At 58.9% G+C, this 24,918-nt stretch carries 25 protein-coding genes; 19 read left to right on the top strand and 6 right to left on the bottom strand.

What is annotated here, in order from left to right:
• Positions 1-24: 24 nt before the first annotated feature.
• The 13 genes from flaF to folD all read left to right on the top strand — a co-directional run bounded on the left by flaF (position 25) and on the right by folD (position 10,355).
• The gene (flaF, locus tag AC5SEO_RS07355; RefSeq protein ID WP_003515112.1) at positions 25-369 is read left to right on the top strand and encodes a flagellar biosynthesis regulator FlaF; all 345 of its coding nucleotides are present in this window, start codon (positions 25-27) and stop codon (positions 367-369) included.
• The gene (gene flbT / locus AC5SEO_RS07350; protein WP_003515113.1) at positions 366-815 is read left to right on the top strand and encodes a flagellar biosynthesis repressor FlbT; all 450 of its coding nucleotides are present in this window, start codon (positions 366-368) and stop codon (positions 813-815) included. Before flaF ends, flbT begins: the two co-directional genes overlap by 4 nt.
• Positions 806-1,276, top strand: a complete 471-nt coding sequence (flgD, locus tag AC5SEO_RS07345) for a flagellar hook assembly protein FlgD (protein ID WP_003515114.1) — start codon at positions 806-808, stop codon at positions 1,274-1,276. Before flbT ends, flgD begins: the two co-directional genes overlap by 10 nt.
• 49 nt (positions 1,277-1,325) lie before the next feature.
• Positions 1,326-1,592: a flagellar biosynthetic protein FliQ gene (locus tag AC5SEO_RS07340; RefSeq protein ID WP_003515115.1), complete on the top strand. Its 267-nt coding sequence runs from the start codon at positions 1,326-1,328 to the stop codon at positions 1,590-1,592.
• 159 nt (positions 1,593-1,751) lie between these two features.
• Positions 1,752-3,839: a flagellar biosynthesis protein FlhA gene (flhA, locus tag AC5SEO_RS07335; protein WP_003515116.1), complete on the top strand. Its 2,088-nt coding sequence runs from the start codon at positions 1,752-1,754 to the stop codon at positions 3,837-3,839.
• On the top strand, positions 3,836-4,591 hold the full coding sequence (gene fliR / locus AC5SEO_RS07330; protein WP_003515118.1) for a flagellar biosynthetic protein FliR: 756 nt from the start codon (positions 3,836-3,838) through the stop codon (positions 4,589-4,591). The genes flhA and fliR overlap by 4 nt, the downstream gene beginning before the upstream one ends.
• Positions 4,592-4,606: 15 nt before the next feature.
• Complete coding sequence (locus AC5SEO_RS07325; protein ID WP_003515120.1) at positions 4,607-5,026, top strand: hypothetical protein; 420 nt, start codon at positions 4,607-4,609, stop codon at positions 5,024-5,026.
• Between the two features lie 115 nt (positions 5,027-5,141).
• The gene (locus AC5SEO_RS07320; RefSeq protein WP_003515121.1) at positions 5,142-5,699 is read left to right on the top strand and encodes a rod-binding protein; all 558 of its coding nucleotides are present in this window, start codon (positions 5,142-5,144) and stop codon (positions 5,697-5,699) included.
• 29 nt (positions 5,700-5,728) lie between these two features.
• A complete protein-coding gene (locus AC5SEO_RS07315; protein ID WP_003515122.1) occupies positions 5,729-6,097 on the top strand; it encodes a hypothetical protein in 369 nt (122 codons plus the stop codon).
• Complete coding sequence (locus AC5SEO_RS07310; RefSeq protein ID WP_003515123.1) at positions 6,097-6,633, top strand: hypothetical protein; 537 nt, start codon at positions 6,097-6,099, stop codon at positions 6,631-6,633. The genes AC5SEO_RS07315 and AC5SEO_RS07310 overlap by 1 nt, the downstream gene beginning before the upstream one ends.
• Before the next feature lie 181 nt (positions 6,634-6,814).
• The gene (locus tag AC5SEO_RS07305) at positions 6,815-7,489 is read left to right on the top strand and encodes a WecB/TagA/CpsF family glycosyltransferase (RefSeq protein ID WP_065688341.1); all 675 of its coding nucleotides are present in this window, start codon (positions 6,815-6,817) and stop codon (positions 7,487-7,489) included.
• Positions 7,490-7,602: 113 nt separating this feature from the next.
• Complete coding sequence (locus AC5SEO_RS07300) at positions 7,603-9,378, top strand: GumC domain-containing protein (protein WP_421460716.1); 1,776 nt, start codon at positions 7,603-7,605, stop codon at positions 9,376-9,378.
• Between the two features lie 77 nt (positions 9,379-9,455).
• On the top strand, positions 9,456-10,355 hold the full coding sequence (gene folD / locus AC5SEO_RS07295; protein WP_038489842.1) for a bifunctional methylenetetrahydrofolate dehydrogenase/methenyltetrahydrofolate cyclohydrolase FolD: 900 nt from the start codon (positions 9,456-9,458) through the stop codon (positions 10,353-10,355).
• A gap of 9 nt (positions 10,356-10,364) precedes the next feature.
• Here the strand turns inward: folD and AC5SEO_RS07290 are convergent, their stop codons facing one another.
• A complete protein-coding gene (locus tag AC5SEO_RS07290; protein ID WP_013635488.1) occupies positions 10,365-11,390 on the bottom strand; it encodes a LacI family DNA-binding transcriptional regulator in 1,026 nt (341 codons plus the stop codon).
• Between the two features lie 275 nt (positions 11,391-11,665).
• On the opposite strand from AC5SEO_RS07290, the gene AC5SEO_RS07285 reads away from it, so the two are divergent.
• From AC5SEO_RS07285 to AC5SEO_RS07260, 6 genes are all read left to right on the top strand, one after another.
• Positions 11,666-13,027: an ABC transporter substrate-binding protein gene (locus AC5SEO_RS07285; RefSeq protein ID WP_019564294.1), complete on the top strand. Its 1,362-nt coding sequence runs from the start codon at positions 11,666-11,668 to the stop codon at positions 13,025-13,027.
• A gap of 106 nt (positions 13,028-13,133) precedes the next feature.
• On the top strand, positions 13,134-14,147 hold the full coding sequence (locus AC5SEO_RS07280) for a carbohydrate ABC transporter permease (RefSeq protein ID WP_174067996.1): 1,014 nt from the start codon (positions 13,134-13,136) through the stop codon (positions 14,145-14,147).
• 1 nt (position 14,148) lies between these two features.
• Positions 14,149-15,309: a carbohydrate ABC transporter permease gene (locus AC5SEO_RS07275; RefSeq protein WP_003515133.1), complete on the top strand. Its 1,161-nt coding sequence runs from the start codon at positions 14,149-14,151 to the stop codon at positions 15,307-15,309.
• A gap of 36 nt (positions 15,310-15,345) precedes the next feature.
• On the top strand, positions 15,346-17,001 hold the full coding sequence (gene bglA / locus AC5SEO_RS07270) for a beta-galactosidase BglA (protein ID WP_174068020.1): 1,656 nt from the start codon (positions 15,346-15,348) through the stop codon (positions 16,999-17,001).
• A 21-nt stretch (positions 17,002-17,022) separates the two neighbouring features.
• A complete protein-coding gene (locus tag AC5SEO_RS07265) occupies positions 17,023-18,111 on the top strand; it encodes an ABC transporter ATP-binding protein (RefSeq protein WP_003515137.1) in 1,089 nt (362 codons plus the stop codon).
• Positions 18,112-18,364: 253 nt separating this feature from the next.
• Positions 18,365-18,721, top strand: coding sequence for a hypothetical protein (locus AC5SEO_RS07260; protein ID WP_050923858.1), 357 nt, complete (start codon positions 18,365-18,367; stop codon positions 18,719-18,721).
• 21 nt (positions 18,722-18,742) lie between these two features.
• On the opposite strand, the gene AC5SEO_RS07255 is transcribed toward AC5SEO_RS07260, so the two are convergent.
• The 5 genes from AC5SEO_RS07255 to AC5SEO_RS07235 form a co-directional block, all read right to left on the bottom strand.
• Entirely contained in the window at positions 18,743-20,107 is a 1,365-nt protein-coding gene (locus tag AC5SEO_RS07255; RefSeq protein ID WP_174067997.1) for a metallophosphoesterase, read from the bottom strand.
• A gap of 193 nt (positions 20,108-20,300) precedes the next feature.
• Positions 20,301-22,121 carry a phosphogluconate dehydratase gene (gene edd, locus AC5SEO_RS07250; RefSeq protein ID WP_003515140.1) on the bottom strand — a complete coding sequence of 607 codons (1,821 nt, stop codon included), beginning with the start codon at positions 22,119-22,121 and terminating at the stop codon, positions 20,301-20,303.
• A gap of 123 nt (positions 22,122-22,244) precedes the next feature.
• Positions 22,245-22,943 carry a 6-phosphogluconolactonase gene (gene pgl, locus AC5SEO_RS07245; RefSeq protein WP_174067998.1) on the bottom strand — a complete coding sequence of 233 codons (699 nt, stop codon included), beginning with the start codon at positions 22,941-22,943 and terminating at the stop codon, positions 22,245-22,247.
• 10 nt (positions 22,944-22,953) lie between these two features.
• Entirely contained in the window at positions 22,954-24,429 is a 1,476-nt protein-coding gene (zwf, locus tag AC5SEO_RS07240; RefSeq protein ID WP_038489859.1) for a glucose-6-phosphate dehydrogenase, read from the bottom strand.
• 137 nt (positions 24,430-24,566) lie between these two features.
• Positions 24,567-24,917, bottom strand: coding sequence for a hypothetical protein (locus tag AC5SEO_RS07235; protein ID WP_174067999.1), 351 nt, complete (start codon positions 24,915-24,917; stop codon positions 24,567-24,569).
• Position 24,918: the final 1 nt, after the last annotated feature.

Raw genomic sequence — 24,918 nt, 5'->3', positions numbered from 1 at the left:
TGGCGGCAGATAAAGGATACATGAATGTACCAGTTTTCCTACGCCGAAATCATGGAGGATGGTGTCGCAGACGCGAAGGATCGCGAGCGGCAGGCGTTGACAAAATCGATCGATCTACTGGTGGAGGCAAAGGATTCCTCTTCCCAGCGCCACACGATCGAAGCGCTTTTTTACACTCGACGGGTCTGGATCCGCTTCATTGAGGACCTAAAGCAGCCCGAAAACCAGCTGGCCATGGAACTCAGGGCAAATCTGATTTCGATCGCGATCTGGATTTTGAAAGAGTGCGAACTGATCCGGAAACGTCAGTCGACGAATTTCCAGGGTATAATTGACGTGACAACCATCATCAGGGATGGACTGAAATGAAAAGTACACTTCGAATCTCGCTGAAATCGGGCGAAAAGATTTTCATCAACGGCGCGGTTTTGCGGGTGGATCGCAAGGTGGCCCTCGAATTCCTGAACGACGTCACGTTCCTGCTTGAAAACCACGTCCTGCAGCCGGAGCAGGCGACGACGCCGCTCAGGCAGCTTTATTTCATCGCCCAGATGATCCTCATCAACCCGGAAGGACGCGAACAGTCGACGAACCTGTTCCGTAAATCCGTGAGCATGCTGCTGAATTGCTTCCAGCATGAGGAGATTCTGGCCGAACTCAAGCGTATCGACGGTCTGGTTGCCTCGGGTAAGGCTTTCGAAGCGCTGAAGGCCATTCGTGGCCTGTACCCGACCGAGGAAAAGATCCTCAACAATCAGGAAATGACCCCCGCAACGATCGAGCAGATTCGCAAGGAGATCGCACCATGGCGGTAGATGCAGTCACGTCGGCAGCCTCTAACCCCTGGGCAAATGCCGGGGCGAGCAGCAACGACAAAAGCGCGGCCTCGCTTAACTACGACAGCTTCCTGAAGCTTCTCATCGCCCAGATGAAAAACCAGGATCCGACCAGCCCGATGGATGCCGGCCAGCAGATGTCGCAGCTTGCGAGCTTCTCGCAGGTTGAGCAGACGATCAAGACCAACACCCATCTGAAGAGCATGCTGCAGGCCGAAGCCCTGACACGCGCTTCCGACCTGGTTGGCAAAACGGTCAAGAGCGCCGACGACAAGGTCACCGGCGTGGTAAAGGAAGTCGAAGTCTATTCGGACGGCGTCGTCGCCATCACAGAAGCTGGTGACAAAGTGCTGCTGCAGGCCGGTGTGACCTTCTCGAACGGTCCGATCGCGACTACACCTGATAGCGGCACCGATTCGGACGTGCCTGCAGGTTCCTGACATTGAAGAGGCGGCATGATGCCGCCTTTCCGGAATAAAGGATGCGACGATGAACGAGGCCGATGCGCTTGATATCATGCAGGCGGCAGTCTGGACGGTTCTCGTCGCGGCCGGTCCCGCCGTTCTCGCGGCCATGATCGTTGGTGTCGCCATCGCCTTCATCCAGGCCCTGACCCAGGTTCAGGAAATGACGCTGACCTTTGTCCCTAAAATCGTAACGATCATGATCGTTCTCGGCGTTGCCGCCCCGTTTGTGGGCGCGCAGATCGCCCTTTTTTCCAATCTCGTCTTTTCGCGGGTTCAGTCGGGCTTCTGACGCCCGTACCGTCTGGATGCCATCCTCGCGCAAGCTTCAGCGACTAGGGATAGGCTGAAGCATCGGGCTGAATTGCGTCAGCGATTTTAGAAAACCGGTGCCGCGGAACCGTGCGGCGGCTTTTCCGTCGCCCTTCTCATGAAGAGACAGGACGATTTTATGGCGCAACCACCAGTCATTTCCTTGCCCAAGGTAAGCCCGAGCATGCGGGATGTCGGTTTCGCATTGGGCATCGTGTCGATCCTCTGCGTGCTGTTCCTGCCCATTCCGGTCGTTCTGGTGGATGTCGGTCTGGCCTTTTCCATAGCACTTTCGGTCCTCATCCTCATGGTGGCGCTCTGGATTCAGCGTCCGCTGGATTTCTCGTCTTTTCCAACCGTGCTGCTGATCGCGACCATGATTCGCCTGTCGCTGAACATTGCGACGACGCGTGTCATCCTTTCGCACGGCAACGAGGGGCCGACGGCGGCGGGCGGCGTGATTGCGGGCTTCTCCAGCCTCGTCATGTCCGGCGACTTCGTGATCGGTCTGATCGTCTTTCTGATCCTGATCACCGTCAACTTCATCGTTATCACCAAGGGTGCCACCCGTATCGCCGAAGTCGGCGCGCGCTTTACGCTGGATGCCATTCCCGGCAAGCAGATGTCGATCGATGCGGATTTGTCCGCCGGCATCATCGATGAAAAGGAAGCGCAACGCCGTCGCCGCGAGCTGGAAGAGGAAAGCTCGTTCTTCGGCTCGATGGACGGTGCCTCGAAGTTCGTACGCGGCGACGCGATCGCCGGCCTGATCATCACCGCGATCAATATTTTCGGCGGCATCATCATCGGTTACTTCCGCCACGGCATGCCGATCGGCGAGGCTGCCGATGTTTTCGTGAAGCTTTCGGTCGGCGACGGTATCGTTTCGCAGATCCCGGCCCTTATCGTGTCGCTGGCGGCCGGCCTTCTGGTGTCGCGCGGCGGCACCTCGGGATCGACGGATCAGGCCGTCATCAATCAGCTGAGCGGATATCCGCGCGCCTTGATGGTCGCAGCCATGCTGATGGGGCTTCTTGCCGTCATGCCGGGATTGCCCTTCCTGCCCTTCACGCTTTTGGGCGGCATCATGGCCTTCGGCAGCTGGTATATTCCGCGCCAGGTCGAAGCGGAAAGCGCGCAGCGCCGTCAGGAAGAGGAGGACAAGGTTCTCCAGACCAACGAAGCGGAAAAGGACTCCGTCAAGCAGGTCCTCAAGACGTCCGAAATCGAACTTGCCCTCGGCAAGCAGGTTTCGACCCGCCTCCTCGGCGCGCATCAGGAACTGGCTTTCCGTGTCGGCAAGATGCGCAAGAAGTTCGCGACCCAATACGGCTTCGTCGTGCCGGAGATCAAGGTCTCCGACGACATCATGATCCCGGAAAAGGCCTACCAGATCCGTGTCCATGGCACGACGATCGCGTCGAGCAATCTGCGCGTTGGCGATGTTCTTGTCGTGACGGGGGCAGGGCGCAAGCCGAGCATTCCGGGCGACGAAATCCGCGAACCCGCCTTCGGCATGCCGGCCGTTTCCATTCTCGAGACATTCACCGAGGATTTGAAGCGCGAAGGTTTCCACCCGATCGACAATGTCTCTGTGGTGCTGACGCATCTGAGCGAAGTCATTCGCAACAATCTGCCGCAATTGCTGTCCTACAAGGACGTCAAGATCCTCATCGACAGGCTGGACCCGGAATACAAGAAGCTTGCCGACGAAATCTGCTCGTCGCACATGTCCTATTCCGGCCTGCAGGCCGTGCTGAAACTGCTGCTCGCCGAACGTGTGTCGATCCGCAACCTGCATCTCATTCTGGAAGCGGTCGCCGAACTTGCCCCGCATGTGCGCAAGACCGAGCAGATCGTCGAACATGTACGGGTGCGCATGTCGCAGCAGCTCTGCGGCGATCTTGCCGACAATGGCGTATTGCGTGTGCTTCGCCTCGGCAACAAATGGGACATGGTCTTCCATCAGGCGCTCAAGCGCGATCAAAAGGGCGAAATCGTCGAATTCGATATCGATCCCCGCCATCTCGAGGAATTTTCCGAGCAGGCATCGAAAGTTATCCGTGAATTCATGGATCGCGGACTACCCTTTGTCCTTGTCACGTCGCCGGAAACACGGTCCTATGTGCGCATGATCATCGAACGACTCTTTGCGACCCTGCCGGTTCTCTCGCATGTGGAACTGGCCAAGGGGCTGGAGATCAAGATTCTGGGCGCCATTTCATGATAACCGACCCGCAAGGGACAATTATCGCATTGTTCCTTGCAATTTGCCGTATCGGCGCCTGCTTCATGACCATGCCGGGCTTTTCCAGTTCGCGCATCTCGCCGCAGATACGCATTCTCCTGTGCGTTGCGGTGTCCATGGCGCTTCTGCCGGTACTGTGGGATACGATCTATCCGAAAGTCTCCGGCGCAAGCCAGGGCGCCGTTGTCGGCCTCATCTTCACCGAGATCGTCATTGGCGCAATGTACGGGCTGATCGCGCGGTTTTACACGCTCGGCTTCCAGTTCACGGGCGCGCTCATCGGCGCATCCATCGGGCTTAGCGCTCCCGGCGGAGCGGATGCCGTTGAAGACGTGCAGGAAAACCAGATTTCGAACTTCATCACCTTCGGTGGGCTCATGGTGCTGTTCATCCTGGATTTCCACCATATTGTCCTGCGGGCGCTGGTCGATTCCTACGCCACGACACCGGTCGGCGCGCTCATCAGCGGCCAGAAGATGCTGATAACCCTGACAGACACGCTGCGCGCCTCCTTTTCCATCATGCTGCGGCTTGCCAGCCCCTTTGTAATTTACGGTCTGATGTTCAACGTTGCGGTCGGCCTCATCAACAAGTTGGCGCCGCAAATCCCGGTCTACTTCATATCGACGCCTTTCGTTCTCGCGGGCGGTATTTTCATGCTTTACCTGTCGATCGCGGCCCTCATCCGGCAATTCGTGGATGGTTTCGGCCCGGTCTTCATCGGCTTCTGATCTGGAGAAAATGCCATGGCTTCGGACAAGCGTTCGGCCAAACTCAAGCGCCTGGTAACGGTCCAGCGCCACATGGAGAAAATGGCCGAGGTGGAACTGGCCGACACCACCCGCGTGCGTGCCGAAGTGGCGCAATCCATGGAGAACGTGCTTGAAGCGATGAGTTCCATGGAGCCGGTCCACCAGACGTTCTCCAGGCACTATTCGGATCGTTACGGCCGCCTTGTCGTCAAGGACCGTCAGCTCTCCGGCGTGCAGCAATTGCAGGAAAACAAGGTGCTCAAGGAAAAGACCAAGGCCGACCGGCTGGAGGACAGGATGCATCTCGCCCGCGATCTCGAGGATCGTGAGGCCGACGACAATGCAATCTATGATCTGTTAGAAATCACGAACGCATCTCGGACACCAGCCTCCAGCAAGGTTGGCGATCCATAGTCTGTCCCGTTGTTGCATCGTTGGGCGTCCAGAGAGACGTATTCAGCGGTGTTTCTTGATTGAGCGAACGCCCCGGTTTTAATGCCGCCCGTTCGTCAGCTCGGGAGTTCTGGACGTGGCGATATCGGTTATAAGCGATCTGGTGATGGATGTGGTTCGCGCTGCGGACCCTCAGGAAGTGCAGGTCGCTCAGGAAAAATTGAAGGCGAACAAGGCGGCTTTCGCTGCGACGAGCCTTGCCGATTCGGGCAAGGGCTTTGGCGCTGCCATTGATATGCTTGACAGCGCCACTTCGAAAGCAGGTCTCGGCAATACCAACATCCGCTCTGCCCGTACCGAAGTTCCGGAAACATATCGCAAGTATGAGGCTTCCGTGCTTCAGACCTTCGTTGCCAACATGCTGCCGAAAGACAGCGAGGAGGTCTACGGCAAGGGCAACGCCGGCGAGATCTGGAAAAGCATGATGGCGGAACAGTTTGCCGACACGATTTCCAGAAATGGCGGCGTTGGCATTGCAGAACAGGCCTACAAGGATGCGTTGCGGAAAGCCGAGAGCAAAGGCATTACCGACGTATCCATGAATGACAAAGACCATAATGCTGCAATTCGGATGGTGGCGGAGTTCGAAAGGCAGGTCCTCGGCGTTTCCAATGATAAAACGGACGAGGCTTGAGCATGATAAATCATAACGAGGAGACAAGCATGGACCTTATGTCGAACGACCACCGCATCAAATCCGTTCTCGGCCGTCTTGAAATGATCATCGACAATGAGAATGACAATATCGGTAAGGACCCCCAGTTCGATTTCAAAGTCTCCAATGCCCATAAAAGCCGTTGCCTCTATGAGTTGACGATGTTGTTCCGCGATACGCCCCATGAGGAAATCGCCGCCGGACATCTCGATCAGGTGCAGGGCATCAAGTCCAAGCTCGCGACCAATGCCAGCCGCGTCGAGGCGCATCTGAATGCGGTTCGCGCTGTTGCGGATCTTCTCAAGACCGCGATTCAGGAAGCCGATACGGACGGCACCTATTCCCAGGAACAGTTCATGTACGGCGCAGCCTCCTGATGTTGAAGCTTCTTCTCACCGGCGTCTGGGTTTGCGCCGTCACGCTCGGCGCGGTGTATTTCTCCGTCCAGATGGCGACGGCCCCCTCGTCGGGAGATGAGGCGGGGGCGAAAAAGGCAAGTCTGCAACTGGTCAAAGGCGAAAGCATCACCATCCCCGTCATTAATGACGGTGGTGTGAACGGTTATTTCCTCAGCCGCATTTCCTTGCGTGTCGACAAGGACAAGATGGCGAAGATCGAACTGCCCGCAACGCAATTGATGACCGACGAACTCTTCACGCTTCTGGCGGGTTCTTCCATGGTCAACATCGCCAATATCTCCACCTTCGACCCTGATGTCTTCAAGCAGCGCATCCGAGAGGGGCTGAACAAGAAACTTGGCGACGAGGTGGTCGGGGACGTCCTGATCGAGCAGCTCGATTATCTGTCGAAGGCCGATATTCGCGAGCAAAAGGGCAACGGCTCGCCCCGTTCGGTCAAGCTTGTCGAAGGCGAGAAAGTCGACACCGGAAAAGAAGCGGCCCCAAGCCACTGAGGGTGCGGGGCGCGGTGCAGGCCACCGGTCTGGTTAATCGCCCCTTTCTATTTTCCGGAATATTCGATCGGTTGCCTTCAGGGTAAATTCAACCAGCACCTGTATAAACAAATCCATGAGCTGCTGTCCCGCAAACCATGCGCCGGATTGGCGGCGGTGGATTTGGCATTCGGGGGCTCGCATGAATTTCGCAGCAGATTTTGCGCGGACGGGATCGCAACGGAATATTCACGGACTGCGCGTCTGTGATCTGGACTGGAACGGGGCGCTGGAAATGGTCAGCGGCCAGGCTTCGGCTTGTGACGGCCACACGATGCTCTCGTTTCTTACCATCCAGAATGCCAGGCTGTCCCTCAAGGACATTGCTTACAGGCAGATTCTGGAAAGCTGTCTGCTTCTGCCGCAGGGCAGGGGGATGAATGCCGCCGCACGCGCCGAACACGGCAAGCCTCTGCCCGAGACCATCGATGGCGTTGCCTTCGTCATGGCACTTCTGACCTATATGGCGGTGCCGAAACGTATCGGCGTTGCGGGGGATGATGCAGCACAGGTCGGAGAGGTCCTCGCCAAGCTGCGCGCACATGCGCCGTGGCATGATTTCGTCATGCTGAACCGGGATACTTCGGGCGTGAAGGTGGATGTCGTGCTGGCGGGCATGCTTGCGGAAAACCAGGAGAAATGGCTGCATCGCAGCATCAATCGCGATGATGCGCGTCTCGCCATCGCGGTCGGTCCCCTGTTCAAGGTGCTGGCGTCCGAAGTGGCTGGCATGCCCGAGATCTTTCGCAAGCTGCATATGAGCTGGCTTTACAGCCTTTGCGCTGAGCCTTGGCACATCGCGCTCGGCAAGGGCTGAGGCGGGTCGGCAAGGCCCGCGTTAACCATTTGTTTGCCACGATCCTTTAACCTCCCGTAAGGTTTTGAAAGCCGCCTGTTGCGGGCGGCGCCGAGCGTAGCAGACGGCTTCAGATGGTTGATCACAGTCCCGATATGATGGCGACGCGCCCTGATGAGGATGGTGTTGCCGTGCCTACGGCGCAATTTCGCAAACATTGTCTGCGGCTTCTGACAGCCGGTTGCGTAGCCGCCGCCACCGTTGTGGGGGCTGCACTTCCGCTGCTGCTGGTCGATTCCGGTTTTCGCGGATATGTTTCGCAGGCGCATGTCGAGGTTACCCAGACCGGCTACGATGCACCCGATGCGGCACGCTTTCTTGCCATGGCCCGCCGCACCCTGCTTTCTCCGTCCGGTCTGGACCGTATAACGGGCGACCTCAAATTGAAGCCCGCCGACATGGTCGGCGTTCGCAATCAGGGCGAACTTGGCCTGCTTTTCGACCTTTTGACCGGGGCGGATACCCGTTCGCTTTCCCCGCGTGAAGCATTGAACGGTGCTGTGGGCGAGGCGATCCGTCTGGAACTGACGCCGGATGAAAATACGCTGATCGTAACCTCGAAGGCAGCGACGCCGGAAACCGCGATGCGGCTTACGGATTATCTTTCGATGCGTGTCATGGCGGATGGCAAGGCCGGCACCATGACGCCCGCCATGCGCGAGACGGAGCGGGCGCGCACCCGGTTGGACGAGGCGGAAGCCGCCTTGAACGGTTTCCAGATGCGCCACGGCGAGGCCGTCCTGGCGGAAGTGCAGCAACTCGAGCAGCAATTGCGCGACCTCAATCACAGCCTTGCGGGGACGACCCAGCAGCAGCAGTCGCTTCAGACGGATCTGGCGGTGGCCACCGGCCTCAAGCCGAATGACGTATTGTCAAAGCCCCTGCCGTCAGGCGCTGCTTTCTCTGTGCTTGAGGACATCAGGCAAAGACATGCAACTGCCAGCATGGCGCTTTCAGGCGTCTCGGTCGATTACGGCCCGAAACATCCCCGCCGCATCGCCGCCCAGAATGCCGTAGATGCCGTGCAGGCGCTTGTCGCTCCCGCATTGCGTCAGCTGATCGATGGCTTGCGCGCCGATGAGAAGCGCGTCGCACAGGAAGTTGCAACCGCGGACGCCGAACGAACGAAACATCTCGACCGCCTGAGCAGCCTTGGTGTCACGCCCGGTGAATTCTCCAGATTGCAGGATGAACTGGAAACGGCGCGAAATGCCTATCTTGAGGCGAGCGAGCGTCGGGACATGTCCTCATCCACCACAACCGCCGTTGAGACCCGCCTCACCAGGAAGGCCGGACCGGGCGAATTGTCGCGCGACCTCACACAAGCCGCGATGCTGGCAGGCGGTGGCGCGTTGCTCGGCCTGCTGGGCAGCCTGTATCTCCTGAGCTACCGTCGCCATGAAGAGGAGGAGGCACTCGTCTTTGATGATGCGCACGTTCTGCCCTCCGAAAAAGCGCCTGAGCAATCCATGCAGTTTCCCGAGTTCGAGCCGATCGAGCCGGATGTGTTCGATGATCTTGAAGAACTGGCCGCGGATAGCGAATTCGAGCCGGAGGCTGAGTTCGCGGACTATTACGCCGGGGCGGCGAACGATAGCGGATTCGATACCGATGACATTCCGCTGGACGAGCGTGTGCGGCAGGTTCTGATGGGCAACCGCACCGTCAGGAATACCCCCCAGACGACACCGGAGCTGCCGCCATTGCTCAGTGAAGCCCTTGCCGGGCATTTCGATCACGAGCAGGCCGAAGCCGAGGAATTGGCGGAATTGAGACGCGAGTTGGCGCTCTTGAGGGAGCGCCTCGCCGATTACGCCGAGCATCGCGACGACTACCGCAAAACTGCCTGACGAAGCTGCATTTTTGCTTGCATTCCTGCAAAGTCGGCACCATACGGGGCCAACGTAATCCAGCAGGAGCAGGACGCATGGCAGTTGTGATTGACGGAAAGGCAAAGGCGGCTTCGGTAACGGAGGCGGTCCGCAAATCGGCAGAAACGCTTGAGGCGGAACAGGGTGTGAAGCCCGGTCTCGCGGTTGTCATCGTCGGCAACGATCCGGCCAGCCACGCTTACGTGAATTCCAAAAGCAAGACAGCCAAGCAATGCGGCTTCAATTCCGTTCAGCACACGCTGCCGGAAGAAACAACTCAAGATCAGCTTCTGAAGTTGGTCGGCGAACTGAACGCCGATGCCTCCATCCACGGCATTCTGGTACAGCTTCCTTTGCCGAAACACTTCAATTCCGATGAGATCATCCAGTCGATCCTGCCCGAGAAGGATGTGGATGGCCTGAGCGTGCTGAACGCCGGCAAGCTGGCGACCGGCGATCTCGCAACCGGCCTCATCTCCTGCACGCCAGCCGGCGCCATGCTTCTGGTGCGCAGCATTCACGGCGAAGATCTTTCCGGCCTGAACGCCGTGGTCATCGGCCGCTCCAACCTCTTCGGCAAGCCGATGGGCCAGCTTCTCCTGAACGCCAACGCCACGGTGACGATGGCGCATTCGCGCACCAAGGATCTCGCCACCGTCTGCAAGACGGCCGATATTCTCGTGGCGGCGGTGGGTCGCGCGGCAATGGTGAAGGGCGATTGGGTAAAGCCCGGCGCGACCGTCATCGATGTCGGCATCAACCGCATTCCCGCTCCGGAAAAGGGTGAAGGCAAATCGAAGCTGGTCGGTGACGTCGCCTATGATGAGGCAAGCGCAGTCGCTGCTGCCATCACCCCCGTTCCGGGCGGCGTAGGCCCGATGACGATTGCCATGTTGATGGCCAACACCGTCATCGCCGCCTATCGCGCGCTTGGAAAGACCGCACCGAAGTTCTGAAATCGGTAGTTACTCTTTCGGAGCCGGTCCTGTGGAGGCGCGGACGACAAGTTCCGCCTTCCAGAGCTCCTGATGAGGTTCGGTCTGGTTAAGCTTGATCCGGTTGATCAGGCGCTGCCCGACACGCACCCCCGCCGCCCGCAGGGATGAGCGGGTGGTGGTGAGAGGCACCGAGAAATTGTCGGGCTTCAACAGCGGCAACACATCGTCATGGGCAATCAGCGAAATATCCTTGCCCGGTTTCAAGCCGCGCTGGTTGAGCGAGCGGATCACGCCGAGTGCCAATGCGGTACTTGCGCACACGATGGCGGTTGGTCGTTCCGGCTGTGACAACAGCGCTTCCATGCCGAGATAACCCTCCTCATCGGTCATGCTGCTGTGTCTTGTGTGTTCCGGGCGCAATGTCAGCCCATTTGCCGTCAGCGCCTTTTCCACCCCGAGACAGCGGCGGAAGGTGAAGTCGTAGCCCTCCGGCCCGTTAAGAAGCCCGATCCGCTTGTGGCCAAGCTGAAGCAGCAGCTGGGTCGCATCGCGAAATGCGGCCTCATTGTCCACGTCGAGAAAGGGATAATCCTCTTCCACGCCGATGGAGCGGCCATGGACGAGGAAGGGCAGGGAAAGCGATTGCATCATGGCGATGCGGGCGTCGTTCTTCTTCATATAGGCGAGGTAGATGCCATCGACGCTGCCGCTCGCTGCCAGCCCCCGCAGGGCTTCCCGTTCCTTTTCCGGCTCCGTGGGCGTGATGACGAGGTGAAATCCGCTGCGAGCTGCTTCTTCGCCTAGACCGCTCAGGAATTCGCCGAAATGCACATCCGAGCGGTGGTGCTCGCCAACCGGCATGACCAGTCCGATGGAGCCGACCTTGCCGGTCGCCAACCGTTGCGCCGCGGCATTCGGGCGATATCCGGTCTTTTCGGCGGCTTCCATGACGCGGCGGCGCGTCTCTGCGCTCACCTCGGGATATCCGTTGAGCGCTCTGCTGACGGTTGTCTGAGAAATCCCCAGCAGTTGCGACAACTGTTTCAGGTTCATGTTTGTTTTTCCTCCATGCGCGCGCATCGGAAATGGCAAAAGCCTCTCCTCTAACTCCCAAAGCGCTTTAGTTTTTTACCAGTCCCTGCCGGTTTTCTCAATCGAAAACGATAGCCGCCTTTCTAAGTAAGTATGACTATTCATACGACAATGCGGCATGTCCAGCGAAAGAGCCTCTTGACTCCTTCTCAATGACAATGAGATGAATAGGCAGCCAAAGCGCTTTGATTTATGGGAGATGCTTTGAGCCTTTTATGTGATGGGAGGTAAATCACATGCAGAAGACCTTTTTGGCGACGGCGGCTTCTATAGTGCTGCTGTCGGGTTCGGCCTTTGCCGCCGATCTGAAATTCGCGCCCGGTCAGGATGCCAAGTTCAACTGGAAAAGCTACGAAGACTTCAAGGCGGCCCATGCCGATCTGAAAGGTCAGACGCTGACGATTTTCGGGCCCTGGCGCGGTGAGGACGAGGCGCTGTTCCAGACGGTGCTGGCCTATTTCTCCGACGCGACCGGCGTGAACGTCCGCTATTCCTCCTCGGAAAACTACGAACAGCAGATCGTCATCGACACGCAGGCGGGTTCTCCGCCCAACATCGCCATCCTGCCGCAGCCCGGTCTTCTGGCTGATCTCGCCGCCAAGGGTTTTCTGGTTCCGCTCGGCGATGAGACCGCAAACTGGGTCAAGGACAATTACGGCGCTGGCCAGTCCTGGGTTGATCTCGGCAGCTACAAGGGCAAGGACGGCAACAAGGCTTACTTTGCATTTCCCTTCAAGGCCGACGTGAAGTCGCTCGTCTGGTACGTACCTGAGAACTTCGAGGAAGCGGGCTATAAAGTGCCCGAGAGCATGGAAGACCTGTTCAAGCTGACGGACCAGATCGTTGCCGATGGCGGCACACCCTGGTGCATCGGCCTCGGTTCCGGCGGTGCGACCGGCTGGCCGGCAACGGACTGGGTGGAAGACCTGATGCTGCGCACGCAGCCGCTCGACGTCTATCAGAAATGGACGACGAACGAGGTGAAGTTCACCGATCCGGCCGTAGTTGCGGCAATCAATGAATTCGGCAAATTCGCCAAGAACGAAAAATATGTCAGCGGCGGCGTTGCGGCTGTGGCCTCCACCGACTTCCGCGACAGCCCGAAGGGTCTCTTCGACATTCCGCCGAAGTGCTACCTCCACCATCAAGCGTCCTTCGTGCCGTCCTTCTTCCCTGATGGTACCAAGGTCGGAACGGATGTGGATTTCTTCTATATGCCGACCTATGCCGCAAAGCCTGAACTCGGCAAGCCGGTTCTGGGCGCCGGCACGCTCGTCACCATCACCAAGGAAGCGCCCGCCGCCAAGGCTTTCGTCGATTTCCTGAAAACCCCGATCGCCCATGAAGTCTGGATGGCACAGTCCAGCTTCCTGACGCCGTATAAGGGTGTGAATGTCGATACCTATGCCAATGAGCAGATGAAGCGTCAGGGTGAAATCCTCACCTCCGCGACCACCTTCGGCTTTGACGGTTCCGACTTGATGCCGGGCAAGATCGGCGCGGGTGCATTCTGGACCGGCATGATCGATTTCGTCGGCGGCAAGTCGGCCGATCAGGTCGCTGCCGATATCCAGAAGGCCTGGGACGGCCTGAAGTAACCTCAACAGAGCTTGACCCGGCGGTGATGCCGCCGGGCCTTGGCCAACGGAACGGCCGTCGACCGCATAAAATCAGCGCGGCGCGGAGAGGATCAAGGGAGGGAACATGGCTCAACAACTCGTTTCTGCCATCGGCGTCATGGTGGCCGGCGTTTTTGCCTGCGCTGCCTATTATTGGCTATCCGACAAACTGTTGCAGGTAATCTTTCCCGTCCGCTCGGGAGACGTGTTGCAGGCATCCCGCAACCTCAACCGCCGCGCGTCGGTCAGGCCCTGGCTGTTCATCGGCCCCGCTCTTCTCCTTCTTCTCGTCTATCTGGTCTATCCTGTCATCGCGACGCTCATCCTCTCGTTCTATGACCGGACCGGAGCCGAATTCGTAGGTCTTTCCAATTATCGCTGGGCATTTTTCGATGCCGGCTTCAGGCAATCGATCTTCAACAACATCCTCTGGCTGGCCGTGGTGCCGGCCGCCTGCACCTTCTTCGGCCTCGTTATTGCCGTTATGACCGACCGCATCTGGTGGGGCAACATCGCCAAATCCATCGTCTTCATGCCGATGGCGATCTCCTTCGTCGGTGCCTCCGTCATCTGGAAATTCATTTACGAGTATCGCGCCGAAGGTCAGGTGCAGATCGGCCTCCTCAACGCCGTCGTCGAGTTTTTCGGCGGCAGCCCGGAGGTGTGGATTTCCATGCCCTTCTGGAACAACTTTTTCCTGATGGTCATCCTCATCTGGATTCAGACCGGCTTTGCCATGGTCATCCTGTCGGCAGCGCTGCGCGGCATTCCGGAAGAGACAATCGAAGCGGCCGTCATCGATGGCGCCAATGGCTGGCAAATCTTCTGGAAGATCATGGTCCCGCAAATCTGGGGCACCATCGCCGTCGTCTGGACGACGATCACCATTCTCGTTCTCAAGGTTTTCGACATCGTGCTGACCATGACCAACGGTCAGTGGAACACCATGGTTCTCGCCAACCTCATGTTCGACTGGATGTTCCGCGGCGGTGGTGACAGTGGCCGAAGTGCGGTCATAGCGCTTGTCATCATGGCGGCCGTCACCCCGATCATGGTCTGGAACATCCGCCAGGCGAACCGTGAGATGGAGGGCCGCTGAGATGGATATCGTAAAACGTCTGCGCCGCGTCGGCCTGCCGCGCCTCATCGTCCATGCCAGCGTGCTGGTCGTCGTGCTTCTCTGGCTTCTGCCCACACTCGGCATTCTCGTAAGTTCCCTGCGCGACAAGGACCAGATCACCGTGTCGGGCTGGTGGACGGCCTTTTCCAGTTCCGAACAGACCGCGGCGGTTCGCCTTGCCGACGCTGCCGTGCAGAAGCAGGACGGGAACCGCTACGTCATATCAGGTAATGTTTTTGAAAGCGGACAGGGGGGCAAAGTTGCAGCCTTCGGCGTTCGCGTGCAGGAGCCAACGGCCTTCAAAGCCGGTGAAGCGGCAGATATCGGCGACGGGGAAACGCTGCTCGTCAACACCGATGGCACCTATGAATACAGCAAGGCCTCAAGCTTCGAGGGCTCTCGCGGCAAGCGCGTCTATATTTCCGTCGCGACACCGCCGGTCTTCACACTCGACAATTATCGAACCGTCCTGACCTCGGAAGGCATCGGCCAGTCCTTCGTCAACTCGCTGACAGTCGCCGTCCCGGCAACCGTCATCCCTATCCTCATCGCCGCCTTTGCCGCCTATGCGCTGTCATGGATGAGCTTTTCCGGCCGCAATTTTCTGATTGCGATGGTGGTGGGCCTGATCGTCGTACCGTTGCAGATGTCGCTGATACCGCTCCTGAAACTCTACAACGAAATCGGCAATATCTTCGGCGTTCCGTCCAAGACCTATGCCGGCATCTGGCTGGCGCACACCGCCTTCGGTCTGCCGCTCGCCATCTACCTGTTGCGCAACTACATTTCCGGCCTGCCGAAAGAGATCATCGAAAGTGCACGTGTCGACGGCGCGAGCGATTTCGAAATCTTCGTCAAGATCATCCTGCCGCTATCCTTCCCGGCGCTCGCCTCCTTCGCCATCTTCCAGTTTCTGTGGACCTGGAACGACCTGCTCGTCGCCATGGTCTTCCTCGGCACGCAGAAGGATGAGCTGGTGCTGACCGGTGCGCTAAACGCGCTGCTCGGTTCGCGCGGCGGCAACTGGGAAATCCTCACCGCCTCGGCCTTCGTTACCATTGTCGTGCCGCTTGGCGTCTTCTTTGCCCTTCAACGTTATCTCGTGCGTGGCCTGCTCTCAGGCTCCGTCAAGGGAGGCTGATTATCCATGAACGCCCATACCAGACAGGATGAGACTATGACCGCTCCGGTGATTTCCGCTTTGACGCCCAACAAGGATTGGTGGCGCGGCGCCGTGATCTATCAGATCTACCCGCGCTCCTATCAGGACTCCAATGGCGACGGCATCGGCGATCTCAAGGGCATCACCGACCGGTTGGCGCATATTGCCGGTCTCGGTGCCGACGCCATCTGGATTTCGCCGTTCTTCACCTCGCCGATGAAGGATTTCGGTTATGACGTCTCGAATTATGTCGATGTCGATCCGATGTTCGGCACGCTTGCCGATTTCGACGGGTTGATCGCGGAAGCGCACCGTCTGGGCATCCGCGTCATGATCGACCTCGTCATGTCGCACACGTCTGACCAGCATCCTTGGTTCGTGGAAAGCCGCGCCAGCCGCAACAATCCGAAATCGGACTGGTATGTCTGGTCGGACAGCAAGCCGGATGGCACGCCGCCCAACAACTGGCTGTCGATCTTCGGCGGCTCCGGCTGGCAGTGGGACCCCACCCGCATGCAATATTACATGCACAACTTCCTGACCTCGCAGCCGGATCTGAACCTGCATAATCCGGAAGTTCAGGAAGAACTGCTCAATATCACCCGCTTCTGGCTGAAGCGCGGCGTCGATGGTTTCCGCCTCGATACCATCAACTTCTATTTCCATGATCTGGAATTGCGCGACAACCCGGCGCTGGCGCCGGAGCGCCGCAACGCCTCCACGGCACCTGCGGTCAATCCCTACAATTTCCAGGAACATCTCTACGACAAGAACCGCCCCGAAAACATCGCTTTCCTGAAACGCTTCCGCGCCGTGCTGGACGAGTTTCCGGATATCGCCGCCGTCGGAGAAGTGGGCGACAGCCAGCGCGGACTCGAAATCGTCGGTGAATACACCTCCGGCGACGACAAGATGCAGATGTGTTACGCCTTCGAATTCCTGGCGCCGGATGCGCTCACGCCGCAGCGTGTTGCCGACGTGCAGGCGGATTTTGCCAGGGCAGCACCGGAAGGCTGGGCCTGCTGGGCTTTCTCCAACCACGATGTCGTTCGCCATGTCAGCCGCTGGGGCGAGCATGTCGAGGATAAGGATGCTTTCGCCAAGGTGCTCTCGGCGTTGTTGATGACGCAGCGCGGCTCAGTCTGCATCTATGAGGGTGAAGAGCTGGGCCTTACTGAAGCCGATATTGCTTTTGAGGATTTACAGGACCCCTACGGCATTCAGTTCTGGCCGGAATTTAAGGGCCGCGACGGTTGCCGCACACCGATGGTGTGGGATGCGGGCCATGCGCAGGCCGGCTTCTCGACCTCGGACAAGACCTGGCTGCCCATTCCGGCCGAACACAAGCAGCGCGCCGTCAGCGCCCAGCAGGGCAATGAGGCATCCGTGCTGGAGCATTACCGCCGCTTCCTTTCCTTCCGCAAAAAGCATCCCGCTTTCGCCAAGGGCGGCATCGAATTCCAGCCAGTGGAGGGCGACGTGCTGAGCTACACCCGCACGCTCGGCAACGAAACCGTTCTGTGCCTCTTCAATCTGTCCGCGACGTCAGCAAAGGCGACGCTGCCGGAAGGGAACTGGGAGGTTCTCGAAGGCCACGGCTTTGCAAGCGGTGTGGACGGCAGAAGCGTAGAACTTCCGGCATGGGGCGCTTTCTTCGCCCGTTACGCCTGATAGAGCAGGGAGGAACAACCCATGACAAGTCTCGTTCTCAAGGATATCCGCAAATCATACGGGCAGGTAAAAGTCCTGCACGGCATCGATCTGGAGATCGAACAGGGCGAATTCATCGTTTTCGTCGGGCCGTCCGGCTGCGGGAAATCGACGTTGCTGCGCATGATTGCGGGTCTGGAGGAAATCACCGGCGGTGAGATGTTTATCGACGGCCAGCTGGTCAATGAAATCCCGCCCTCGCGTCGGGGCATTGCCATGGTGTTCCAGTCCTATGCGCTTTATCCGCATATGACTGTTTACGACAACATGGCCTTCGGCATGAAGATCGCCAAGGAAAACAAGCAGGAGATCGACCGCCGCGTCCGCGCCGCTGCCGAAATCCTGCAGCTGACGCAATATCTGGAGCGTTTGCCCAAGGCTCTTTCTGGCGGCCAGCGCCAGCGCGTCGCCATCGGCCGTGCCATTTGCCGCAACCCCAAGGTGTTCCTGTTCGACGAACCCCTGTCAAACCTCGATGCCGCGCTGCGCGTCGCAACCCGCATCGAGATCGCCAAGCTCAATGAGCAGATGGCAGACACGACGATGATCTACGTCACCCACGATCAGGTGGAGGCGATGACGCTGGCCGACCGTATCGTCGTTTTGAATGCGGGTCGTGTGGAACAGGTCGGCCCGCCGCTGGAACTTTACGAAAACCCCGCCAACCTCTTCGTGGCGCGGTTCATCGGCTCGCCCGCCATGAACATCATTGCGGCAAAAATTGCCGTAACCGGGGAGCGGACTTCGATCGAACTTGCCGGAGGCAAGACGCTGAACATCGTCGTTCCCACGCCTGCAACCGAGCAGGGCAAGGCCGCGAGCTTCGGTGTCCGGCCGGAGGATTTGAGCATCGTCACCGGCGACGATTATCTTTTCGAGGGAAAAGTCGCGATCGTCGAGGCTCTCGGTGAAGTGACCCTGCTTTATCTCGAAGCGCCCAAGGGGCAGGAGCCGATCATCGTCAAGGTGCCGGGCATCGTATCCGTCGCCAAGGGTCAGACCCTGCGTTTTGCGGCACCGCAGGCAAAGCTCCATCTCTTTGATGCCGAGGGCAAGAACTACCGCAGATAGTTGCGGAGACAATGGCCGTGAGCTTCAGGAAACATGCCCCGGAACGTCCCGTTCCGGGGTTTTTTCATGATATTTTGCCGCTGTGGAAAAATGCCAAAAATGTTCCGTCTTCGGTCTGTTTAAGGTGACGCTGATATGAATTGTTAAAGACTACGTTTTAATCTTGGAGACGTAGAAAGAGCATGGAGGTCAGGGCGTGCAGAGCAGTGCGGGTGTTATCAAGAACAGTTACCTGACCAAGGAAGAATCCTTCATGTACGACCGCGAAGGCCGGTTTCGCATGGAAGACACCATGAATGCGGCGCGCATCGAATATACCGAGAAGGCCGTCATGCATATGGCCGCTCGCCGTTGCGACGTCATTCGCATTTCCCAGACCGAGGCCGTGCTGGCACTCCTGACGAAATACAATCTTCCGAACCAGTTCTATCTGGATATTCCCGACGCCCGCATCAACAAGATCGGCTGCGTTATGTTGCGCGTCAACGCCAACAACACCATCCACGTTCGTTTTCTGCGCATGTTGACGCAAAAGGAACTCGACCGCATTTTCGTGTTCAGCACACATCCGGCGCACAAGGACCGGAAGCTCGATATCCGGTCTTTCTAAGGGGCTGGAGAATCTCCGGCTTCAGGAAAGCCCACCCAGAACCGTCTGCTTCAGCTTCACATCGGGCACTTCCGCAAAGGCAAGATCGCTGCGGCCGAGATAGGATTTCTGGTTGGTGGCGGACCAGTCGTTGCAGACCAGTTTGTATCGCTCTCTTGTGACCGGTTTTTCCGGCATGGCGTAAAGATAATCGCCGGTGCGGTCAGCAAGCGGAATGTCGCCGTCCTGATTGCAGCGCTTGAGGATTTGCGCAAGCGTTTCGCCATCCACTTCCGTCACCATCAGCTTGCCGTCGAAACGCAGCGAGGCGTTGAAATCGTAGCGGCGGATATCGCCCCTTGGCAAACCAGCGCCGAAGGAGGTGTGGCCAATGAAGCCGACATCCGCGCCGGTTTTTGTGGCGATCAGCTGCGCCACACGGCGTCCTGCCTCGTCAACTGTCATTGCCTTTTCCGTTTTGCCGACAACCGCCTTCTCTTCTGCCGTCAGATGTTTGTCGAGCGTCTGTTCGATCAGGCCTTTGAGCGCCGGGGAGGAGGGGGCGTCGCTGTCGATGGCGACGGTCTCGATCGTCGGCGCCTTGCCAGCAGCTTCGATCGTCGCAATGGCCATGGAGGTGCACCATGAACCCGTGTGTACATAGCGCGTCGCACCCTGTTCATGCACGAAGTTCAGGTGATCGTGGCCGCCGACCAGCAGGGTGCCATCGGGCAGCAATGGCAGGATATCGCGGTCGGCAACAACACCGGCGTGGCTGAGAACGATGTTGATCGCCTCCGGCTTGACGATTGCAGGCAGATTCGCCTTGGCCCATTCCACAGGCTGCGGAATATCCAGCATCTCACGCGTCGCCTTCGGATAGGTATTGATCGCGTTGGTGGCAAGGCCCGCAACGACGACCGGCCGTCCGCCCACACTCACCTCCGCACTGGCCGGTGCATAGGGTGCGCCGCTGCGCTTGTCGATGATGTTGGACAGCACGGTGATGCCGAGCGCGCGGGCACGACTGACGAAATTTGCGAGGTCGTTATCGATATCCGGTTCATGGTTGCCGATATTGATGATGGTGGGCGCGAGCCTGGCGAGCGCCGAGAGGAACGTCCACTCGATTTCGCCGGACGACCGTGTCGCCACCGCATTGCCGGTTTCGAACAGGTCGCCGTTCAGAAGAATAATGTGGGGTGCCTTGTCAGCCGCGATGCGCATTTCTATGGCTGCTAGGAGCTGCCCGATGCGCTCATAGGCCGAATGCAGGTCGGAAATCACGATTGCACGCAGGGCCACATCCTGCGCCTCCGCCGGCGTTGCCACCACCATCAGCGGCAGTATGGCGGTGCCAGCCATAAGCTTCAGCACGTCACGGCGTTTGCTTGAGAAAATCGTCATGTCTGGCCCCATCATCTTGAAATGCGTCATCGTCCCGCGGCTGGCTGAGAAGCCCCTATAGGGCGATCATCACAGCCGCATGACAAGTTTGGCGTTTAAGAGACGGGAAATAAAGCGGTTTCAGCGCGGGTTATGCGGGTCATGCCAAGAGGGTGCGGAGGCGAGGCCGAATCCGGCCTTCGCCTCCGGGCGATCAATGGAACAGAACGCTGGCGCCCTGGTCGGCAGGGCCGACATTACGGCGGAACGGGGCGAAAAGTTCGCGGCCCATGCCCCATTCGTTGGCGGAAAGGTCGGCGCGCGCCGGTTCGCGCTTTGCCAGCTCTGCGGCTGGAACAAGCACTTCAAGCGTTCCGGAAATGGCGTCGAGACGGATGATGTCGCCATCGCGGATGAGCGAGATCGGGCCGCATTCGGAAGCTTCCGGCGTGACATGGATGGCTGCCGGCACCTTGCCGGAAGCGCCGGACATGCGTCCGTCCGTCACCAGCGCCACCTTGAAGCCGCGATCCTGCAGTACGCCAAGTGGCGGTGTCAGGCGGTGCAGTTCCGGCATGCCGTTGGCCTTCGGACCCTGGAAGCGGACGACAGCGATGAAATCGCGGTTGAGCTTGCCGTCCTTGAAGGCATCCTGAAGCTCCTGCTGGTCGTTAAAGACGATCGCGGGCGCTTCGATGATATGGCGTTCGGGCTTGACGGCGGAGATCTTGATGACCGATTTGCCGAGATTGCCGGTCAGCATTTTCAGACCGCCGGTCGGCTGGAACGGCGTTTCAATGCTGGCGAGAACCTTGGGGTCGTGGCTCTGCTCGGGTGAAGGCTCGCGGGTCACTGCGCCGTTTTCGTCAAGCTTTGCATCCACGGTGTAGGCTTCGAGCCCCTGTCCGAAGACGGTGCGGACATCGTCATGCACGAAGCCCTGTTTCAAAAGCTGCTTGATGAGGAAGCCCATGCCGCCTGCGGCGTGGAAATGGTTCACATCCGCAAGACCGTTGGGATAAACGCGGGCGAGCAGCGGCACGGTATCCGACAGGTCGGAAATATCCTGCCAGGTGAGGATGATGCCGGCTGCGCGCGCCATGGCGATCAGATGCATGGTGTGGTTGGTCGAGCCGCCCGTCGCGTGCAGGCCAACGACGCCGTTGACGATCGAGCGCTCATCGATCATTTCGCCCGCAGGCGTGAATTCGTTGCCCTGCGCGGTGATGGCGAGCGCCCGCTTGGCGGCCTCGCGTGTCAGCGCGTCGCGCAGCGGCGTGCCGGGATTGATGAAGGAAGAGCCGGGCATGTGGAAACCCATGATCTCCATCAGCATCTGGTTGGAATTTGCCGTGCCGTAGAAAGTGCAGGTGCCGGGACCGTGATAGGATTTGGACTCCGCCTCCAGCAGCTCGGCGCGCCCAACCTTGCCCTCTGCATAAAGCTGGCGAATGCGGGATTTCTCGTCGTTCGGCAGGCCGGTGGTCATAGGCCCGGCGGGGATGAAGATGGAGGGCAGGTGACCGAAGGAAAGCGCTGCGATGACGAGGCCGGGAACGATCTTGTCGCAGACACCGAGATAGACGGCGGCGTCGAACATGTTATGCGACAGGCCGATGCCGGCAGCCATGGCGATGGCATCACGGGAGAATAGCGAGAGCTCCATGCCCGGCTGCCCCTGGGTTACGCCGTCGCACATGGCAGGCACGGCACCCGCGACCTGCGCCACGCCGCCGGCTTGCGCTGCGGCCTCGCGGATGATTGCCGGAAAGGTCTCGTAGGGTTGGTGCGCCGACAGCATGTCGTTATAGGCGGTGATGATGCCGAGATTACCAACCCGGTCGCCGGCAAGGAGGTCCTTGTCGGCGGGGGAACAGACAGCAAATCCATGCGCGAGGTTACCGCAGGAGAGAGTGGAGCGATGAACCCCCTTAGAAACCTGCAGCCGCAGCCGCTCGAGATAGGTCTCGCGGTAAGGCTTGGAGCGTTCGACGATGCGGGCGGTAATGGCCTGAATGCGGGAATCGGCGGACATGAGCGTTCATCCTGTTCGTTGGTCGAGAACCGGCGTTCCGGGAGATGAAGGACCGGTTATCGTGTTTTCGTCTTGTGTCGTCGGGCGCTGTCGCGGGGCCGCTTGCGCGGCAACCGCATCCAGTTATGGCGCCCAGTAAATATCCAGGGCGGTTTCTGCCCGGTTCAGCACGGCGCGGATCGGCATTTCGTCCTCATCCTCGCCCGACTGTGCTTTTTCAAGCGTCGCCTTTTTTGCTGCACCTTCGATGTGGAGCACCAGAAAACCTGCATCGTGAAGGCTGGAGAAGTTGAACGTCAACCGTTCTTCCCCCGCGGTTTCCGCCGCCATGGTCAAAACGCCGCGCGGTTCGTCAAGGTCGAGCGCTTCGTAGAGATTGTCGCCACCGGGAAAGAACGATGCCGTATGCCCATCCGTTCCCATGCCCAGCACGACGACATCGAAAGGATCGCAGATCGCCTCGGTCTTGACGGTCGCAAGCGTCGCTGCATCCTCAGGCGAGGCCGCGGGCTGGAACAGCGGCACGAAATAGGCCGCCTTCGCCTTGTTCTGCAACAGGTTCTCGCTGACCAGCCGGTGGTTCGAGCGCTCGCTTTCTGGCGGCACGAACCGTTCGTCCACCAGCGTCACGCTGATGTTGCTCCAGTCGAGATCATGATGGGAAAGCGCCTGGAAGAACAGCTTGGGCGTTGAACCGCCCGAAACGGCAATGCTTGCCGTTCCGTATTCTTTCGTTGCCGCGTCGAGACGCGCGGCAACATCCGCCGCCAGGGTTTTCGCCAGTTCAGCGGCTGTGTCGAAGACATGGATTGTTTCGCTCATACCCGCGCCCTCAGTCAGCGTCGTGCCAGGTGCGGCCGTCGCGCTCGATCAGTGCGATCGAGCCGCTCGGACCCCAGGTTCCGGCAGTATAACCCTGTACGCCCTGTCCCAGCTCTTCCCAGCTCTTGAGGATCGGATCGACCCAGTCCCAGGCCGCTTCCACTTCGTCGCGGCGCATGAACAGTGTCTGGTTGGAGCGGATGGTATCCATCAAAAGCCGCTCATAGGCATCGGGGCTGCGCACATTGAAGGCTTCGGCAAAGCTCATGTCCAGCGAAACCTGACGCAGACGCATGCCGCCCGGGCCGGGATCCTTGATGAGCAGCGACTGCTTGACGCCTTCGTCCGGTTGGAGGCGAATGACCAGCTTGTTGGCTTCGATCTTGCCGGCCGCATCGTCGAAGATCGAATGCGGGATCTGCTTGAACGTGACGACGATTTCCGAAACGCGGGTCGCAAGGCGTTTTCCCGTGCGAATGTAGAAAGGAACGCCGGCCCAGCGCCAGTTGGCGATTTCGGCCTTGATGGCGACGAAGGTTTCCGTGTTGGAAACGCCGCCCTCCAGCTCCTCCAGATAACCTTTCACCGGGCCGCCTGCGGAAGCGCCGGCGCGGTACTGGCCGCGAACCGTCAGCTTTTCGACATTGGTGGTGTTGATCGGCTTCAGCGAGCGCAGAACCTTGAGCTTTTCGTCACGCACGGCTTCCGCGTTCATGGAAGCGGGCGGCTCCATGGCAACGAGGCAAAGCAATTGCAAAATGTGGTTCTGCACCATGTCGCGCAACGCACCGGCCGTATCGTAATATCCGGCGCGACCCTCAAGGCCGACAGCTTCTGCGACCGTGATCTGCACGTGGTCTATATGGGCGGAATTCCAAAGCGGCTCGTAAAGCGCGTTGGCAAAACGCAGTGCCATCAGGTTCTGCACCGTCTCCTTGCCGAGATAGTGGTCGATGCGGAAGATCTGTTCTTCTTTGAAGACGTGGCCGATGGTGTCGTTGAGTTCCTGCGCCGAGGCAAGGTCGCGGCCGATCGGCTTTTCGACGACGATGCGGGTCGAGCGGGTGATAAGCTTGTGTTCGCGGATCTTGTCGGCGATATCGCCGAAAATGCCGGGCGCTACAGCGAGATAGAAGGCGCGTATGCGCTCCTTGCCCTCATCGAGCAGCTTCTTCAACACGTCCCATCCGTTGCCGGATTTTGCGTCGACGGGAACGTAGAAAAGCCGGTTGAGGAACAGCGCAACCTGCGCATCATCATATTCGCCCGCCTTCAGATGCTCCTTCAGCGCGTCCTGCGCGAATTTGCGATATTCCTCATGGCTCATGACCGAACGCGACGCGCCGATGATGCGGGTCGGCTCCGTGAACTGGCCTTCGACCTGACGGTGATAAAGGGCCGGCAAAAGCTTGCGCTCTGCCAAATCGCCTGTGCCGCCGAAAACGACACAATCAAAAGCTTCAACAGGAATGATCTGACTGCTCATATCGATACTCTCGATCTTCAAGGGTTGGGGCATCCATAATCTAATCGATTTAAAAATGCCAGTCTCAGTTATGTGAAATTATGAATTTTGGTTTCACGGGTCGAAAACCCGTACCGATTGTCATTGAGTGATGCCGGCTAGAAAGCAGGGTTCTTGAACAAGCCTTTGGCCGGCGGCGGAACGGAAAAAAAGAAAAAAACGACGATTGCTACGATTTTCCCCATCCATGATCGCAGTGATGGCTCATCGACCTTGTGCGAGGCATCTATACTGTCCAGCAGCAGTCTTGCCTCATGCCGCTGCCACTCCGGCACCCGGATTTCCATGCCTCCGAAAGCGACCGTCAAATGCCAGTTCACGGAAACGATATGGGCCGAGGGCAGGGTGGTGTGGATGCCATAGGCGCGCAGAAACGAACACGTCACGGCGGTTTCCGCCATCCCGTAACCGGTCGCAATCGTTACAAGCCTGTCGCTAGGTCTTTCCATC

The organism is Agrobacterium sp. K11 (assembly GCF_059429395.1).
Note: the sequence above shows the minus strand (reverse complement) of the source record. Positions and strands in the feature narration are given on the sequence as shown.